Annotated in this window: 17 protein-coding genes; 15 read left to right on the top strand and 2 right to left on the bottom strand. The window is 70.2% G+C overall.

Annotated elements, in window-relative coordinates; genetic code table 11:
* Nucleotides 1-3: 3 nt before the first annotated feature.
* On the bottom strand, nucleotides 4-1,083 hold the full coding sequence (locus tag MXB53_RS10940) for a tubulin/FtsZ family protein (protein ID WP_248897510.1): 1,080 nt from the start codon (nucleotides 1,081-1,083) through the stop codon (nucleotides 4-6).
* Nucleotides 1,084-1,176: 93 nt separating this feature from the next.
* On the opposite strand from MXB53_RS10940, the gene MXB53_RS10935 reads away from it, so the two are divergent.
* The 12 genes from MXB53_RS10935 (at nucleotide 1,177) to MXB53_RS10880 (ending at nucleotide 14,431) form a co-directional block, all read left to right on the top strand.
* Nucleotides 1,177-1,764: a DUF7310 family coiled-coil domain-containing protein gene (locus tag MXB53_RS10935; protein ID WP_248897509.1), complete on the top strand. Its 588-nt coding sequence runs from the start codon at nucleotides 1,177-1,179 to the stop codon at nucleotides 1,762-1,764.
* Nucleotides 1,761-2,213, top strand: a complete 453-nt coding sequence (locus MXB53_RS10930) for a DUF7311 family protein (protein WP_248897508.1) — start codon at nucleotides 1,761-1,763, stop codon at nucleotides 2,211-2,213. The genes MXB53_RS10935 and MXB53_RS10930 overlap by 4 nt, the downstream gene beginning before the upstream one ends.
* The gene (locus MXB53_RS10925) at nucleotides 2,210-4,171 is read left to right on the top strand and encodes a type II/IV secretion system ATPase subunit (RefSeq protein ID WP_248897506.1); all 1,962 of its coding nucleotides are present in this window, start codon (nucleotides 2,210-2,212) and stop codon (nucleotides 4,169-4,171) included. The genes MXB53_RS10930 and MXB53_RS10925 overlap by 4 nt, the downstream gene beginning before the upstream one ends.
* 2 nt (nucleotides 4,172-4,173) lie before the next feature.
* Entirely contained in the window at nucleotides 4,174-5,880 is a 1,707-nt protein-coding gene (locus MXB53_RS10920; RefSeq protein WP_248897504.1) for a type II secretion system protein, read from the top strand.
* A gap of 39 nt (nucleotides 5,881-5,919) precedes the next feature.
* A complete protein-coding gene (locus MXB53_RS10915; protein ID WP_248897502.1) occupies nucleotides 5,920-6,387 on the top strand; it encodes a DUF7283 family protein in 468 nt (155 codons plus the stop codon).
* Nucleotides 6,368-6,760, top strand: a complete 393-nt coding sequence (locus tag MXB53_RS10910; RefSeq protein ID WP_248897500.1) for a DUF7285 family protein — start codon at nucleotides 6,368-6,370, stop codon at nucleotides 6,758-6,760. Before MXB53_RS10915 ends, MXB53_RS10910 begins: the two co-directional genes overlap by 20 nt.
* On the top strand, nucleotides 6,757-7,590 hold the full coding sequence (locus MXB53_RS10905) for a DUF7284 family protein (protein WP_248897498.1): 834 nt from the start codon (nucleotides 6,757-6,759) through the stop codon (nucleotides 7,588-7,590). The genes MXB53_RS10910 and MXB53_RS10905 overlap by 4 nt, the downstream gene beginning before the upstream one ends.
* The gene (locus tag MXB53_RS10900; RefSeq protein ID WP_248897496.1) at nucleotides 7,587-10,631 is read left to right on the top strand and encodes a DUF7286 family protein; all 3,045 of its coding nucleotides are present in this window, start codon (nucleotides 7,587-7,589) and stop codon (nucleotides 10,629-10,631) included. The genes MXB53_RS10905 and MXB53_RS10900 overlap by 4 nt, the downstream gene beginning before the upstream one ends.
* A gap of 32 nt (nucleotides 10,632-10,663) precedes the next feature.
* Entirely contained in the window at nucleotides 10,664-11,095 is a 432-nt protein-coding gene (locus MXB53_RS10895; RefSeq protein WP_248897494.1) for a DUF5791 family protein, read from the top strand.
* A gap of 6 nt (nucleotides 11,096-11,101) precedes the next feature.
* The gene (locus tag MXB53_RS10890; RefSeq protein WP_248897492.1) at nucleotides 11,102-11,983 is read left to right on the top strand and encodes an SDR family oxidoreductase; all 882 of its coding nucleotides are present in this window, start codon (nucleotides 11,102-11,104) and stop codon (nucleotides 11,981-11,983) included.
* 75 nt (nucleotides 11,984-12,058) lie between these two features.
* The gene (locus MXB53_RS10885) at nucleotides 12,059-13,216 is read left to right on the top strand and encodes a DHH family phosphoesterase (protein ID WP_248897491.1); all 1,158 of its coding nucleotides are present in this window, start codon (nucleotides 12,059-12,061) and stop codon (nucleotides 13,214-13,216) included.
* 126 nt (nucleotides 13,217-13,342) lie between these two features.
* On the top strand, nucleotides 13,343-14,431 hold the full coding sequence (locus MXB53_RS10880; RefSeq protein WP_248897490.1) for an aldo/keto reductase: 1,089 nt from the start codon (nucleotides 13,343-13,345) through the stop codon (nucleotides 14,429-14,431).
* A 139-nt stretch (nucleotides 14,432-14,570) separates the two neighbouring features.
* Here MXB53_RS10880 and MXB53_RS10875 read toward each other — a convergent pair whose 3' ends face one another.
* Nucleotides 14,571-14,741 (bottom strand): HVO_0758 family zinc finger protein, encoded by a 171-nt coding sequence (locus MXB53_RS10875; protein ID WP_169719026.1) that lies wholly within the window; start codon nucleotides 14,739-14,741, stop codon nucleotides 14,571-14,573.
* 90 nt (nucleotides 14,742-14,831) lie between these two features.
* Here MXB53_RS10875 and MXB53_RS10870 point away from each other — a divergent pair, with 90 nt between their 5' ends.
* From MXB53_RS10870 to MXB53_RS10860, 3 genes are read left to right on the top strand one after another with little or no spacing between them, the layout of a single operon-like run.
* Complete coding sequence (locus MXB53_RS10870; RefSeq protein ID WP_248897489.1) at nucleotides 14,832-15,923, top strand: glycosyltransferase family protein; 1,092 nt, start codon at nucleotides 14,832-14,834, stop codon at nucleotides 15,921-15,923.
* Nucleotides 15,920-16,408: a DUF7109 family protein gene (locus MXB53_RS10865; RefSeq protein WP_283102259.1), complete on the top strand. Its 489-nt coding sequence runs from the start codon at nucleotides 15,920-15,922 to the stop codon at nucleotides 16,406-16,408. The genes MXB53_RS10870 and MXB53_RS10865 overlap by 4 nt, the downstream gene beginning before the upstream one ends.
* Nucleotides 16,409-16,460: 52 nt before the next feature.
* Nucleotides 16,461-17,060, top strand: coding sequence for an NUDIX hydrolase (locus MXB53_RS10860; protein WP_248897488.1), 600 nt, complete (start codon nucleotides 16,461-16,463; stop codon nucleotides 17,058-17,060).
* Nucleotides 17,061-17,063 lie beyond the last annotated feature (3 nt).

Raw genomic sequence — 17,063 nt, 5'->3', positions numbered from 1 at the left:
GCGTCACAGTAGCCCGTCGATCCGGTCGTCCTGCAGCGTCGTTCCCTCGTTTTCCTCCGCCTGCTCTTCCTCTCGCGCCGCCTGCCGTGCTCGGTCGAGGAAGCCGTCCAGACGGTCGGAGTCCGCCACGCTACCGAGCAGGACCAGCGACGCCAGCTGGTCGCTCTGCCGGGGGAAGTCGCCGCCGCGGACCTCCATCGTATCCAGTTCCGTCTCCAGCCACGAGCGGGCGTGCTCGACGCCCTTCCGGGAGATGGTTTCCGGTCTGCCGGCGACGACCAGTAGCCCACGCTCCGCGCTCGTCGTATCGGGGAGGCTGAGGCCGGAGCGGACCGCTCTCCGGGTCGTGTTCGTGACGACGTTGACGGTCGATTCGGGATCGGCACCGACGGTCGCGGAGGTGTAACCGAGCGTCGCCACGCCGCCACCCCGGAGGGTGTTGATGACCTCCGAGCTGTCGACGACGGACTCGCCGACGCCCTCGCCGCCCTCGCCCGCAGCGAGCAAGAGGCCGATGCGCCGGGCGATACGCTGGTTGATGGTCTCGTAGCCGGATTCGAGGCTCTCGCCCGCCGACCGCCAAGCGTCGTTGTCGACCAGGATCGTCGCGTCGGCCTCCCGCGTCAGCGTCTTCAGCGACCGACCGGCGTTCACCTGGTAGAGCGCGCCCTCGTCGCGGCCGGGGAGGACGCCCAACCCGTAGACCGGGATGTCGTAGATGCGTTTGAGTTCCTTGACGAGGTAGGGCGCGCCGCCGCTGCCGGTGCCGCCACCGAGGCCCGCGACGACGACGATCGCCTCGGCCTGCGCGGTCACCCGGCCGTCGATGGCGCCCATCACCTCCTGGAGGTCATCTCGTATCACTTTCGTCCCCAGTTCGTTGTCGCCGCCGACCCCGTGACCGTTCACCTCGGCGGCGCCGATGAGGACGGTGTCGAGGGGGAGGGACTGGAGGTCGGAGCGAGCGCTGTTGACCGCGAGCGTCCCGCTGACGGCGCCAAAGCCGTTTCTCGCGTCGAAGTCGGACAGGGCGTCGACGATCTTGCCGCCGGCCTGCCCGACACCAATCAGGACGGACTGCATACGTCAGACATCCGTCTTGCACCCCTTCAAATCACCGACGCGGTGGCGTAGCCAACCCAGACTTTAGGTACGGTGACGGGACCACCGCGGCGTATGGCCGACGACCGACCACTCGACGATCGACTCGACGCAGTCGAACGCGCGGTCACCGACGGAGAAGCGGTGGACGGTCTCCCCGAGGCGGCTCGACTCCGGACCCGCCTCGACGAACTCGAAACGACTGTCGATGATTTCGACGACCGACTCGCGGATCTGGAGGCAGCGGTACAGGCGCTTCGGGGCTTTGCCGGCGGCGTCCGAGCGGTCGATGAATCCGTCGAGCGGCGCGCGAACGCCGCCGTCGCGCGGGTGGATCGTCTCGAAGCCGAACTTCGGGAAGCGGGAATCGTCGCGGCGGATGCCTCCGACGCGGCAACGGGCGACGACGCCCATCCTCCGACCACGAATCGTCGCCCACGCGGAACCGATCGGGCGTCGCCATCCACCGGCACCACCGCCGCGGCGACCGGTGACCCGCCCGATGGCGGGCCGTCGTCGCCGACAGCGACCCCGTCTAATGCGACGCTCGCGGAGACCGTCGCTGCTCGTGCCCGATCTGCCGACGACGCGGTCGTCGCCGACGACGAGGCCGGGGAGCCGACGGATCGCTCGCTCGCCGACCGGCTACGACGGCTCCTGTGATTCGGGTGGTCCTCGCCGTCGTGCTGACCGTCGCGTTGCTGGCGGCGGCGACGCCCGCCATCGACGAGGGTCGCCAGTCGCGGACGGCCACCCACCTCGACAGCGTCACCGACCGCATCGAACGGGCCGCGCGGTCGCTGCTCGCTCACGAGGACCCCACGCCGCCGGAGACGGTCGCCCCTCGGCGGATCGTCCGGTTTCGACTTCGGCCCCGGTCGTGGACTGCCGCCGGCGCGACGGTTCGGATCGACGGCGAACGCGACGTGATCGCGTATCGGATTCAAGGCGGTCGACCGCACCGGACGACGCTCCCGGGCGTCGATCTACGGACACCTGACGGCCCGTTCGTCTACGGTCCCGGCCGGCACCGTCTCGTCGTCTCGCTCGTTCGGGACCGCGGCGTCGGCGTCGTCTTCGCGAGGACGGAGGGCGAGATTGAAAAGCGATGACGGGACCACTCCGCCGCATGGGACTGCTGGATCGACTGCGTGACCGCACTACGGAGGACGCTACCTGTCGGTGTGAGACGGCGTTTCGATCGCCACGGCGGAGCGAGCCGGACCGCCGACCGGCGCTCGTCGTCGACGCCGACGACTGCCCCGGCGACGGTGACCTCGTCGCGGAACCGGACTGCCGGGCGACGGTCGTCGACGCACTCGCTGATCGCCGCGCCGATGCCGTTCGCGTCCGTTGCGACGGGCTGGAACGCCGCTACGACGACGGTGCCGTCGGCCTGCTCGTCGCGGCCGGACAGTTCGCCATGCGGGTCGCCGTCCACGACGAGACGCTCGCCGAGCGTGCGCGACGCGACCCGCTGGGTGCCGCCCGCGCCGCGACCGGCCGTGCCGGTCCGGTGGCGACCGTCGCGGCGACCTCGGGGCTCGCCGCGGGTGCCGATCGGATCGAGAGCGACGGCGACAGCGATAGCGGCGACTACGAATCGGCCCTCAGCGCCGCCACCGGGCCGCGGATCGCCAACGCTCGACTCGCCGCCCGGCCACCCGAGGAGGCGACGCTGATCGACCGCCGCGAACTCGACACCGGGGCGACGGTGCGACGATATCGCACCCCAACCGGCGATCACTACCTGCTCGAACCGCTCGGGTGGCGACTCGACGAGGCCGACACGGCGGCGCTGGCGGCCGCCTACGGCCGTCTCGCCGCGGCCGCCCCGGCCGACGGCGCTCAGGACACCGACCGATCGGTCACTCGCGCGCTCCGCGCGGTCGACGATACGTCGGCCGGTTCGACCGAAGCCGTCGCGCGCGTGCTCCGCAAACACACGCGTGGCCACGGCGTGCTCGACGACCTCTTTGCCGACCCCGCGGTGTCGGAGGTACTCGTCACAGCGCCGGTGACCGAGAACCCGGTTCGCGTGTCGGTCGACGGCGACCGACTTCCGACGAATATTCGCCTGACGCGGGAAGGCGCCGCCGCCCTCGCCTCGCGGTTCCGGCGCGAGAGCGGGCGGGCCTTCTCGCGGGCGACGCCGACGCTCGACGCGTCGACCGAGGGACCGTTCGGCGAGCGGATCCGTGTCGCCGGCGTCACCGACCCGGCCAGCGACGGCTACGGGTTCGTCTTCCGGACCCACGGTACCGACGCATGGACGCTCCCCGCGCTCGTCGCCAACGGGACGCTCCCACCCGATGCCGCGGCACTCTGTTCGCTGGCGGTCGAACGCGCCGCTGCCGGCCTGATCGCCGGGCCGCGCGGCGCCGGCAAGACGACGCTTCTCTCGGCGCTCCTGTGGGAACTCCCCTCGGCGACCCGGACCGTCGTCGTCGAGGACACGCCCGAACTCCCTGTGGCGACGCTCCGGGACGCCGGGCGTGACATCCAACCCGTTCGCGTCGAGAGCGGCGACGGCCCGTCGATTTCGGCCGTCGAGGCGTTGCGGACCGCCCTCCGCCTCGGCGAGGGTGCGCTGATCCTCGGTGAGGTCCGGGGCGAGGAGGCGGCGACGCTCTACGAGGCGATGCGCGTCGGCGCCGCCGGCAGTGCCGTCCTCGGGACCATCCACGGCGACGGCGCCGACGCGGTGTTCGAACGCGTCGTCACCGACCTCGGGGTGCCGGCACCGTCGTTCGCCGCGACCGATCTGCTCGTCACGCTCTCGGTCGAGGAGCGCCGCCGCGTGGCAGCGATCGAAGAGGTGCGCCACACCGACGACGGCGTCGCGTTCGAACCCCTGTTCGAACCTGGCGCGGACGGCGCTCACCCCACCGGCGTCGTGGACCGGGGGAACAGCCAGCTCGTGGCGTCGCTCGCACGCCCCGGCGAGTCCTACGCGGATGTCCTGACGGTGCTCGACGAGCGTGAATCGCTCCTTCGGGAACTCGCCCGGACGGAGCGAACCAGCCCGGACGCCGTCGACATGGCCAATCGCGAACGGGTCGGTGACTGATCGTGTCGGCGACCGAATGGCTCGCGGCCGCGTGGCCTCGTCCCGTCTCGACTGCTCCAGCGCTGGAACGGGCGACGACTCGCCTCGGGACCGACGCCGATGCGGAGACGATCGAACGGGCCGCCCGTACCGTGGCATCGGTCGCCGTCGTCGCTGCCGTCGCCATCGGCCTCGCGGTCGTGGTTCGCGGGTGGCGCGCTGCCGGCGTGCTCGTCGTCGTCTCCGGGGCGCTGGGTGGCGTCTGTACACCGACGATTGCGAACCGAAGCGTGCGGTTCGCGGCGACGATGGCTCGCACCCGTGCGCTGGGATCGGCGGCCACGCTCGTCGGCCGCGCCGCTCTCAGTCTGCGCATCGAACCCTCCATCGAGCGGGCGGCCGTCTTCGCCGCACGGACGGGACGAAGCGCGCTGGCACGGAGTCTCGGTCGACACGTCCGTCGCGCCGCGAACACGTCCCACAGCGGGTTCGACGGGTTCGCGGCCGACTGGGGTGCGCAGTTTCGGGCACTGGATCGCGCCGTCGCCAGACTGGACGCCGCGGCGTCGGCATCCGCCGACGAACGCGGCGGGCACCTCGACCGAGCCGTCGCCGCTGCGCTCCGCGGCGCCAGAGAGGACCTCTCGGCGTTCACGACCGACATCCGCGGGCCGGTCACCGGCCTGTACGCCTTCGGCGTCTTGCTACCGCTGGCGCTGGTCGCCGTCTTGCCCGCCGCGCGGGCGACTGGCGTTGCGCTCTCGTTGCCCGTGGTCGTCGCGCTCTACGACGCCGCTCTCCCGCTCGTCGTCGTCGGGGCGGGGGCGTGGCTCCTCGCCCGACGCCCGATCGCGTTTCCGCCGCCACGAATCGGTCGCGACCATCCCGACACGCCTGACAGTCGTGTGGCCGCGGTGACGGCCGGCCTCGTCGCTGCTGGGGTCGGGGGCTGGATCGTCGCTCGCGGCGTCGACGTGTGGGCTGCTCCCGTCGCCGCCGTCGGATTCGGCGTCGGAACCGCTCTCGTGGCTCGCTTCCGACCGGCCAAGCGCGTCCGCGACCGCGTGCTCGCGGTCGAAGCGGACCTTCACGATGCGCTCTATCTCGTCGGACGGCGGGTGGCGGCCGGCGACGCCGTCGAGACGGCGGTCGAAACGGCCGCGAAGAGGGTTCCCGGCACAACCGGGGCGTATCTCGAGAACGCGGTGGACCGACATCGACGGCTCGATGTCACTGTGCGCGAAGCGTTCGGTGGGATGCGTGTGGCGTCGCCGAGTCGTCGGGTCCGCGAGATGGCCGATCTGTTCGCCCTCGCGGCGACCGAAGGGCGACCCGCTGGCGAGGCGCTGGTCGCAACTGCCGAACACTTCGAGGAGATGCGGCGGATCGAACGCGAATCCCGTCGTGAACTGCGACGCGTTACCGACACCCTGGCCAACACGGCAGCCGTCTTCGGTCCACTGGTCGGGGGCGCGACGGTGGCGCTGTCCGAACGCGTTTCGCAAACCGGTGCGACGCCCCAGTTGGGCGCTGCCCCGCTTCCGACCGCCGGGCTTGGCGTCGCGGTTGGGGCGTACGTCCTCTGGCTGGCCGTTGCGCTCACCGTCCTCACGACCGGATTGACACGCGGCCTCGATCGGACGCTCGTCGGCTACCGCGTCGGTGTCTCGCTCTGTCTCGCGACCACCTGTTACTTTCTGGCCTACGTCGCCGCCGGACTGTTCCTGTGATCCCGGGGTTCAAATGGGGTGACGCGGCCACCCCGTGCCATGTTCGGCGTTCCAGTGGACGCGTGGTACGTCTGGCTCGGCCTCTCACTGGCGAGCATTGCTCTGATTGGTGTCGGCGCCGCGCTGCCGACGGCACCGCCGCCGTCCGCCGCGACCGCCGCCGAAACCGTCGATCGGACGGCGGTGACGGCTCACACTGCGGCGGCCGAACTGCCGCTCAGTGCCCGAGAGATTCGACTCACGCCGGCGGCAATCGGTCTCCGCAACGACGCCGGCACGACGCACGCGACGTTCGCGTTCGGTCCCGTGACGCCGGTGGTCGGAACGGCGGCGCTGCTCGCCGTGCTTCACGGAGCAACACCCGGCTCTCGGTTCGATTCGGGCGCGACGCTCTGCGATGCCGCGGCGAGTGCTCGCGAACGGACACCGCGCTGGCGGCGGGCCGACGACCCGCTCGTCGTCCGCCATCTCGTCTGGGAGGGGTGTGATGTCACGCTCGTCGGGTAGAGCACAAGTCGAACCGCTGGCCGCACTCGTGGTGTTAGTAGCGGTGTGTGCGGCCGTCTCGACGTACGCGATGGCTGTCGATAGCGCCATCCCGGAGCCGACTCGCGACGTCGCGGCCCCGACGCTTGAGCGCGCCGTCCGAACGCTCGCGACCGGTGGCGTCGTTCGGCCATCCCGGACGGCACGAGCGGCGCGTGCGGCGCCGTCGGGCTATCACCTCAACGTCACCGTCGCGGCGGCCGGCAAGCGGTGGCACGTTGGGCCGGCCCCGCCCGGGCGCAGCGGCGTCGATACGGCGGCCCGTTCTATCGGCGTTCGGCTGAACCCGGGGCAGATCCGTCCGGGTCGCGTCCGCGTGGAGGTGTGGCCGTGACGAGCACCGTCCTCGATGGCGTCCTCTGCCTGCTGTTGATCAGTGCTGCCGTCGTCACCGTCACGGCGGCGACGCCGAACGATCCCGTCGGCGAGGGGCGTGCCCCGAACGTGGCGGAGGCGCTCTCGACGACGACGGCGTCCGTGAACTACACGCTCGTCGCGCCGGACGGCTCACCCGCCGACTCGGCGCCCGCGACGACGCTCGACCGAACGGCCCACGGAACGCTGACCGAACTGCTCGCCCGCGCCGCGGTGGCCCGCATTGCGGTCGACGACCGACGACTCTCCCACACCCGAGACGGTCTCGGGCGGGCCGTCGTTCGCACGGTCGGCGCGGCGATACGCGCCAACCACACGCAGGTCACGGCAGTCTGGCGACCACATCCCGGGTCATCGATTACCGGACGGATCGCCGTCGGCGCTCCACCGCCACCGGGCGTCCCCGTCCACGCGGCGACGGTGACGGGACCGAGCGGGTTTCCAGCGGCACGAACCGCCGCCGACAGCCGAGCAACCCCCGCCGTCGCCAACGCCGCAGCCACAGGTGTCGTCGAGGGGTTGTTTCCGCCGACGCGAACCCGGATCGCTGCCGGGCGTGAGTCCCCCACCGCGACGCTGGTTCGCCAGCGGTACCGGCGCACCAGCCGACTGTTCGGCGTCTCCCGACGATCGAACCTGTCCGGCGGTGAGGTCGAGGCAGCCAACGATCGGCTCGCCTCGGCGATGGCGGATCGGATCGCCCGCGACGCGAGTCGGTCGAACGCGTCGATGCGACGGACAGCCGTTCGCATCGATCAGGTGCGTATCACTGTGAGGACGTGGCCGTGACCCGTCTCGCCGATGATCGGCGAGCCCGGGTGCCGTTCGCGCTTCTCGGCGTGCTCCTCCTCGTCGGTGCCTCGACGTTTGCGGCGGCGGTCGTCACCCGCGGGCCGGACCGCATCGACCGTGATGTGGACGTAGCGACGGAGCGGGTCGCCGCCGGAACCACGACCGCGGTACGATCGGCGGTCGGACAGGCTGCCCGCGACGCGGCGGCCGAACCGGTTACGACACCGGCCGACACGCCGTACGGACGCCTGCTGAGCGACGAGCAGCCCTTTCGAGACGCGCTGCGTCTCCGCATCTATCTGACCCTCCGGGAGCAACTGTCGACAACGCGCTACCGTCGTGGAGATGTCGCCGCCGTCGCGTCGCTCCCCGGCGGATCGAGTCCCGCCGACCTCCGGCGGGGGATGGATCGGATCGACATCCGGGGCGTCGAGAACGGGACGGCGATTCGCGTGACGGTCAACAACGTCACGGTCACGGCGCGAGACGGCGGAACGGCCGTCGCTCGCGAACGACACACGCCGACCGTGACCGTCTCGACGCCCGTTCTCACGCTTCACGACCGCACAGCGCAGTTCGAAACCCGGCTGAATCGCCGTCCGCTCGACGGGCCGGGGCTGGGTCGACACCTGACGGGGCGGCTCTATCCGATCGCGTGGGCGCGTGGCTACGCACAGTACCGGGGACTGCCGCTCACCAACGTCGTCACCAATCGGCACGTCGAGACATCGACCAACGGCGCCGTCCTCGCCGTGCAGCGATCGACGTTCGGCCGAAGCGATCCGACGGGCCGTCGAAGCACGCGTCGCGCGCTGCTCGAACTCGGCGTTCGCGACGTTACGGCGTCGACCGGCCTGAACGACGAGTGGGCCGATCGCGTACTCACACGCCCGAATCCGTCGGCGAACGTCTCGACGGAGATCCCGTCACACCGACCGTCGTCGCCGTCGCCGTCGCGACGCATCGACATCGACGCCGAATCGGCTTCTCGGAACGCGGCGACCGGTCTGCGGACCGACACGATGGCATCGAACCGGTCGCTCGCCGGCGTCTTTCGTGACGCCTACCGCGTCGACGCCGAACTCCGGACGCGGCGACGGCAGACCTATGACGAACCTCGTCCCGAACCGAACGCCCCTGGCGAGGAGTGGACGCTCGCCGAGACGCGCGTCTCGACCGACGCCGACGTTCAATCCAGCACGGCGTCGACGCCGACCGTGGACGGCGAGGAACGTCGATTCGACGCCTTCGCTCGGCACGTCACCCTCGACCGGCGGATCCGCTGGACCTGGAGGCGGGGGAACGACACGATGACCACCGCCGGAGCGTGGACGGAACGGTACCGTGTCGGCGTCACGTTGGTCGGCGAGTACGCACCGAACGGAACGGCTCCGGAGCGCCCGACCCGGCCGCGCTTCGAGCGTGGCGGTCCGCTCGACGGGCCGAACCTCGCCGACGTACCTGCGAAAGCCGAGACGCGACTGATCGGCCAGCAGGGCGGACGCGACGCGGTAGCCGTCGCCGTCGCTGCGGACCGCCTCGACGTGCGCGAGCGCGTCGTTCACGGCGACCGCCCAGCGGCGCTCCGGTCGTGGGTGAACGCCGATCTGACCGCGCTTCACGACCGACTCTCGAAGGTCTCCGTCGGCGTCCATGCCGGCCGAATCGCCACGTACACCGTGAACCCATCCGAACGCCTCGCGGACGAACTTCGGGACCGGCGAACCGCACTGATCGATCCGCCGGAGCAGTACGCCGGTGCGGCGGATCGGGCCCGCGTCGCGGCGCGGGCGGCGCTCGTCGACGCGACGATCCGTCGTCTCGACCGGCGAGCCGCGACTCACGAGGAGTCGCGACAGGCGTTCGCCGACGTTCTCGGGCGCGCGGGGATCGAGTCACCGCGGGCGCTCCGGCGGACCCTCGAGCAGCGTCACGTCTCGACGCCACCGTCCAACGAATCCGTTTCCGGGGCGCCGCCAGGCGGTCCGGTCACCCTGGTCCCGGAGGGATCGCCGGCGTATCTCACTGTCGCCTCGGTGGGGCACGACCGTGCGTCCGGCGTTCCGCCCGCCCGGCCGTACCACCCGCTCTCGGCGCGGAACGTCAACCTCTTCGCTGCACCGTACGGGGACGCAGCGGATGCGGTGGCCGAACCCGGGTTCGATCGTCCCTCGCGAGCCCGACTCCGGACGGCCGCTCGCACGCTACTCGCGGCCAGCGCCGTTGCGAACGGCACCGATCGCGGTTCGCGCGCGGCCCTCCAGGAGTCGGTGGCGGCGTCGATGGGGTCGATCCGTGATCGCTCGCGACGCGTCGTCCGATCACAGACGCGGCTCTCGCCGGCCGAGACGCGGGCGGCCGTCGCTGCGGGGTTCGATCAGTGGAACGGGTCTGCCCGACGGGCGATGGCCGCCAGCAACGGCTCGCTCGCAGCGGCGATCGCCACGGCCGCCGCCGCCCGCGCGTCGACACCGTCTCCCCACCGCGCCGCGCGGTTAGAGACGAGTCTCGAAACCGCTACCGATCGCACGCTTCGGACGCCGGCGGGCACCGTCGCCGAGCGCCGTGTCACCGACGCCGCCACTCGCGTCCGAGATCGCGCTCTCGAGACGGCGACACGCCGCGCCGACACCGGTCGGCTGAACGAGACGGTGAGTGCCCTTCCGGCGGGGCTACCGGTGGCACCCGTTCCGGGCTACTGGTACGCGACGGTGAACGTCTGGACGGTGTCCGTTCGGGGAGCGTACGCCCGATTCGCGCTCCGGACACGGCAAGGCGCACCGTCGCCCAGTACGGCGATCCGGTACGTCCGTGACGGATCGACCGTGCGCCTCGATGTCGACGGAGATGGGGACGCGGAGCGACTCGGGCGTGACGACCGCGTCTCGTTTCGAACGCGGACGGCGATCGCCGTCGCCGTGCCACCGAACCGTGGCGGCGTCGGTGATGTCGATGGCAACGCCGACGAACGTGCGGGGACCTGGCCCCACCCCGACTGCACCTCCTGGGTGGCGGCGGACTGCCCGGCCGCGGAGTGAAACCTTTTATCGGCGGAGCGCCCATCGAACGTATGCTCCACGACGCCGTCGACGAACCTGCATCTCTCTCACCACGACAGATCCGGGACGCCTACGAAGCCGAACTCCGTGCGGTCATCGACGCCCGCGGGATCGAAACGGTCGCAACGGACGCCGGGATCGACGCCGAGCGAGTCGCCGCGCTGGCGGAGGGGGATTCGCCGACGCTGACGCTCTCGGAGGCCGCAGCCGTTCTCGCCGTCGAACGCGATAGTCGCGATCCCGACGCCATCGTCCAGGACGTTCGTGACTACCTGTTGATGGGGATGGCGACGGGCGTCCTCGACGTCGACACCATCGCCTCGAACGTCGACCTCGACCTCTCGGGCCAGGAGATCCAGCAGGCAATCGAGGGTCGAACCCGGATGACACTCGCCGAACTCGCCGCGATCCACCGGTACGTCGCGGGCCGAAACACCAGCTGATCGCCCGTGCAGGTCGCTATCCTCGGATGTGGCTACGTCGGGATCGCGCTCGGCGTGCAGTTGACCGACGCGGGTCACGATGTCGTCGGCGTTCGACGGTCGGACGCCGGCCTCGACGCCATCGAGGCCGCCGGATTCGACGCCGTTCGCGCCGATCTGACCGATTCGGCGTCGCTATCGGCCGTCCCCGACGCGGATTGGATGGTGTACGCGGCCAGCGCGGGAGGCCGCGGCGCCGACGCGGCGCGGACGGCGTACGTCGACGGACTGCGAACGGTCGTCGAGACGCTGGGAGCGCGCCCGTCGCCGCCTGATCGCCTCGTCTACACGTCGAGTACGGGTATCTACGGCGACCACGGCGGCGACTGGGTCGACGAATCGACGGTTCCCGAACCGGCGACCGATCGCCAACGCACGCTGCTCGAAGCGGAGGAAATCGCACTCGAGGAGACGGCAGCGCGGGGGATCGACGGCACGGTCGTCCGCTTCGGCGGTCTCTACGGGCCGGATCGCTACCGGATGGACCGCTACCTCGACGGGCCGGTGACGGAGGGGTATCTCAACTCCATCCACCGCGACGACGCCGCGGGCGTCGTCGCCCATCTGCTCACGACCGACCGCGCGCGCGGCGAGGTGGTGCTCGCCGTCGACGACGACCCCGTCTCGAAATGGGCGTTCGCCGACTGGCTCGCCGAACAGTGTGGCGTCTCGCCGCCGGCAAAACAGACGGTCGCGGAGCGGGCCGCGACCGAGGGCGAGGTCAGCCGTCGGGTCCGTGCGAGCAAGCGCTGTGCCAACGACCGGCTCCACGAACTCGGCTACGACCTCCGATACCCCAGCGTTCGAGGTGGCTTTCGCCCCGCGATCGAGGCGTTTCGGGCCGACTGACGGCGCTTCATTTCGTTTTCTCACGGGAGACACAATAGGAGAATACTCTTCCCCTTCCACCGAGTCGAGAGGGGTATGTCGGTCGCCGCCGAGGAGTCCATCCGGCGGGCGGTGACGATTGCCCAGTCGTATCCGGAGCTGTTGGTAGCCCTGCTCGTCACGCTGTTCGTGTTGATCGGCGGCGGGTACCTCTTTCATAAGTTAACCCGCCCGTCGGGCGTCCGGTTCGCGTCGCTGTTGGCCGAACACGACGAAGTCTCGGTGCTGACCCACCCGAATCCGGATCCGGATGCGATGGCGTCCGCGATGGGGGTTGCCTCGCTGGCCGAACAGGTCGACACGCAGGCCACGATCCAGTTTCCGGGACAGATCCGCCACCAGGAGAACCGCGTGTTTCGGAACGTGCTCGAAGCCGACCTCGAGCCGGTCGACCGGGTCGCGGATCTCGACTCGTGGCCGGTGATACTCGTCGATCACCACCAGCCACGCGGATTCACGGGCTCCGAAACCGTCGCACCGATCGCGGTCGTCGATCACCATCCCGGAGAGGGGAGCGGCGAGGCGTTCACCGACGTCCGCACCGAGTACGGCGCCTGTTCGAGCATCGTCGCGGAGTATTTCGAGGACCTCGACGCCACGCCGGTCCCCCCCGAGAACCACGCGAGCGAGGTCGACGCCGAGTATACGGTCCCGTCGCGCGTGGCGACGGGGCTCTTTTTCGGAATTCTCACCGACACGAACCGGCTGACTGGCGGTACCGACGCCGCCGACTTCGAGGCGAGCGGTTACCTCTCGGACGGTGTCGACGAGAACCTGCTGGACCGCATCGCGAATCCGCAGGTGAGCGCCGAAGTGCTCGATGTCAAGGCACGGGCGATCCGCGAACGCGATGTCGACGGCCCCTTCGCCATCAGCGACGTGGGCGAGGTGTCGAACGTGGACGCCATTCCGCAGGCTGCGGACGAACTCATCCTGCTGGAGGGAGTGACCGCCGCCATCGTCTACGGCACCTGGAACGGCATGCTCTATCTCTCGGGTCGGTCACGCGACGACCGGGTTCACATGGGTCGATCGATGGAAACTGCACTGGACGACATCCCCGGTGCGAGCGGTGGCGGGCACGCCCGCATGGGCGGCGGTCAGATCCCGCTTGACGAGGAAGGGTTCGTCTGGCCCGCGCGTCGCGACGTGCTCGCCGACCGACTCCGGCGCGCGCTCGAAGGCAACCACTGACCTGTCGACGACACCTCCTGAGACGGCGTGTTGGAACCGTGTCCCGGCGGCTCGCCGGACCGTCTTGGCGACCCACCGGTACCGACTTACAAAACCGTATAAGCCCGGCCGCCGCGTATCCGACGCATGGCGACCGAACGCGCGACGTGGGCCTATCGGGACCGCTTCGGCGACGGCTTCGGCCGCACCTATTTCCGCCGGTTCGATCCCGGTGTCGTCTCCAGCGTCGGCCTCGGTACACGCCTCGGTGACTCGACCGATGCCGAAGACGACCGCTACGAGCGAGCGTTGCGCGCCGGGTTCAGGGGCGGCTGCAACCTCGTCGACACCGCGAGCAACTTTCGTTGCGGGCGCAGCGAGCGCGTCGTCGGGCGTGCGCTGGACCGGGCCGATGTCGACCGGGAGTCCATCGTCGTCGCCACTAGGGGCGGCTATCTCCCGTTCGACGGCGACCGGCCGGCCGATCCCGCGGGTTACATCCGCGAGCGATACGTCGAGTCCGGCCCCGTCGATCCCGACGACATCGCAGCGGGGCGTCACTGCATCGCCCCCGCTGCCATCGACGCGCTGGTCGACCGTTCGCTGGAGGCACTCGGCGTCGACACCATCGACTGCTACTACGTCCACGACCCCGAGACACAGCTCCAAGTGCGGTCGCGCGCCGACGTCTACGATCAGCTCGAAGCCTCCTTCGAGCGCTTAGAGCGGCGGGTCGCCGCCGGCAACATCGTACAGTACGGCGTGGCGACGTGGGACGCGTTTCGCGTCCCGCCGGATCACGACGCCTACCTGTCGCTCCCCGAAGTCATCGAGCGAGCGCGGCGGGCCGCGGCGTCGGTCGGTCGCGACGAGACCGGATTCGGCGCGGTTCAGCTCCCGTTCAACGTCGACATGGCGGACGCGTTCACCGTCTCACCCCACGAGTTCCGAGGCGAGCGCCGTTCCGCGCTCGATATCGCCCAGGCCCTCGGTATCGACGTGGTCGCGAGCGCCAGCCTCGCGGGTGGCGATCTGGCGTCGGGGCTGCCGCCCGTGACCGACGCGGAACTCGCCGGCGACACCCCCGCCCAGCGGGCGATCAACTTCGCGAGAAGTGCGCCCGGCGTCACCTGTGCGCTCGTGGGGACGAGCGACTCCGACCACGTCGCCGAGAACGTCGCTGCGGGGACGTTCGATCCGCTCGGAGCGCGGGCGTTCGACGCCGTCTTCGAGTGATACGGATTCGTGTAACTGTTCACCGGTGATTCGCTGAGACGGTCCAGCGAATCGCCAGTAATGACTTACGATAAACCGTATGAGTCGCCACAACGGATCGGCGACTCACCGGTAATGACTTCCAACGATCCGTATGACGCTAGCGGAGGTCCTTCCACTCGCGGCCACACTCGGGGCAGGTCCGCACCGAGAACACCTCGTCCGGATCGTCCCGCTTTTTCAGCACCTTCTCACATTCAGCGCACGTGAGCCGCTCGTAGGTGTCTTTCACGAGTTCACCGTCACGCAGCCCCTTCCGCGTCGATTTCATACCCTCTCCTTGTGCGTCCCTGTTTAAAAAACAGTCCGGCCGTCGTCGTCATCCGCGGGCTTTTGTCCGCGCCGCCCGCAGGGACCGGTGATGGAGTACGTCCAGGAACGCGTGACCACGCTCCACGATCTGACGGGTCCGCTGCCGTCGGCGCCGACGGACCGCGCGGCTGTCGTCGTGCCGATGACCGAGCGCGAATACGGCGGGCTTGCGCCGGACCGCGTTCTCTCGCAACTCGAACGGCTCGCCCCCGCGCGGGTCGTCGTCCCGCTCCGCGCGTCGGCCGATCGCGTCGGTCCCTTCGCCGACTGGCTCGACGAATTCGATCTGTCGCTGTCGGTGCTCTGGTGTAACGGCTCGCGCCTGGAGTCCCTGCTCGACGACCACGGTCTCGACGGCGAGTTCGGGAAAGGCCGGGACGTCTGGCTCGGCATCGGGCAGGCGCTCGACGAGGAGTACGTCGTCGTCCACGACGCCGACACCCAGTCGTACTCGCGGGCGGACGTGCAACGCCTACTCTTCCCGCTCGCCAACGGCTACGACTTCTCGAAGGGGTATTACGCTCGCGTCGAGAACGATCGCCTCTACGGCCGACTCTTCCGCCTGTTTTTCGCGCCGCTGGTCCGCGCGCTGAGTGACTCACGGGACGCCCCGGTGTTGCGGTATCTGGCGGCGTTCCGGTACGCGCTCGCGGGCGAGTTCGCGGTCACGACCGACCTCGCGAAGCGCCTGCGCCCCCAGCGATCCTGGGGGCTCGAAATCGGCACCCTCGGCGACGCCTTCGCGTACGCCGGGTTCGACGGGAGCGCCCAGGTCGACCTGGGGACACACGAGCACGACCACCGCGCGGTCAGCGGGCCGACCGGCCTCTCCGATATGAGCAGCCACGTCGCCCGCGCGCTCTTTCGCGTCGTCACCGATCACGGGGTCGATCCCGACTACGAGACGCTCCCCGACCGCTACCGTGAAGCGGCGCAGTCGCTCGTCCGGAGTTACGAACTCGACGCGGCGTTCAACGACCTCGACTACGACCGCGCCGACGAACTCGACCAGGTGGCGACCTACGCGGCGGCTATCGAGCCACCGGGTCCGGACCGTCGCTTGCCGACCTGGGTCGACGCCCCGCTGTCCCCCGCCGACATCGCCGAGGCCGCGACGGCCGATCTGGAGGCGGTCCGATGAGCATCCCCACCGACACGGGCGACGAACTCGCCGCTGTGGCCGACCTCTTCGGTGCGGTGACGCGAGCGGAACTCGAACGCGCCCTCGCCGAACTCGCCTTCAAACAGGGATCGGAAACGGACGATGGCGCCGTTTCCGCCGCCATCGACGCCGCTATCGAGAACTACTATCTCGTCGCCGTCGACGGGGCGGAGAGGGAAGAGGCGTTGCTCGCGGCGGGACCGGTCGCCTTCCCGACGCTCCCCGATGGGGCGGAGGATCTGCCCCACATCCTCGACATCCCCGACCGCGACCCGGACCGGACGGCCCTCGTCGCCGCCGCCGAACGACGGCTGCGCGCCGACGCGGCCCGCGCTGTCGACGCCGAGGACGCCGACCGCATCGCGCAGTTGCTGGACGTGAGCTACGACCTCGAAACCTGGGGCGGGACCGACGTGAGCGACGTCCGGCGGCGACTCGACGACGCGCGAGAGAACCACAACTGAAACGACCCCTCGGATCGTAGGTACGTCCGACACTCCGCTCGACACCATGCGCATGGATCTGCCCGCCGTCACTCGCCACACGCCCCGAACCATCGCCGACGCCGAGCGCGAAGCGGCGGTTATCGCGCCCGTCGTCGACCGCGGCGACGGCGACGCCCTCCTCTTTACGAAACGTGCGGACCATCTCGGCGAACATCCGGGGCAGATGAGTTTCCCCGGCGGCGGTCGCGAACCGAGCGATGCGGATCTGCGGGCGACGGCCCAGCGCGAGGCCGACGAGGAGATCGGTCTCCGCCCGAACGAGGCGGATATCGTGGGACAACTCGACGACATTCCGACCGTGAGCGAGTACGCCGTTCGCCCGTTCGTCGCCCGGGTGCCGGACCGCGACTACGTCCCCGACGAACGCGAGGTGGCCGAAATCGCCGTACTGCCCGTCGCCGAACTCACGGACCCGTCGAACTACGAGTCCGAGCGCCGGGACCACCCGTACTACGGCGACATCCGCCTCCATTTCTTCCACGTCGACGGCTACACGGTCTGGGGCGCGACCGGGCGGATGCTCGTCCAACTGCTCGAACTGACGACCGACTGGGAGATGCCGCCGGAGGTCGACCGGGTGGTCGACCCCGACGCCGACTACCCCGTCTGAGCG

It is taken from the genome of Haloplanus sp. XH21 (genome assembly GCF_023276355.1).
GTDB classification, from domain to species: Archaea; Halobacteriota; Halobacteria; order Halobacteriales; family Haloferacaceae; genus Haloplanus; species Haloplanus halobius.
Note: the sequence above shows the minus strand (reverse complement) of the source record. Positions and strands in the feature narration are given on the sequence as shown.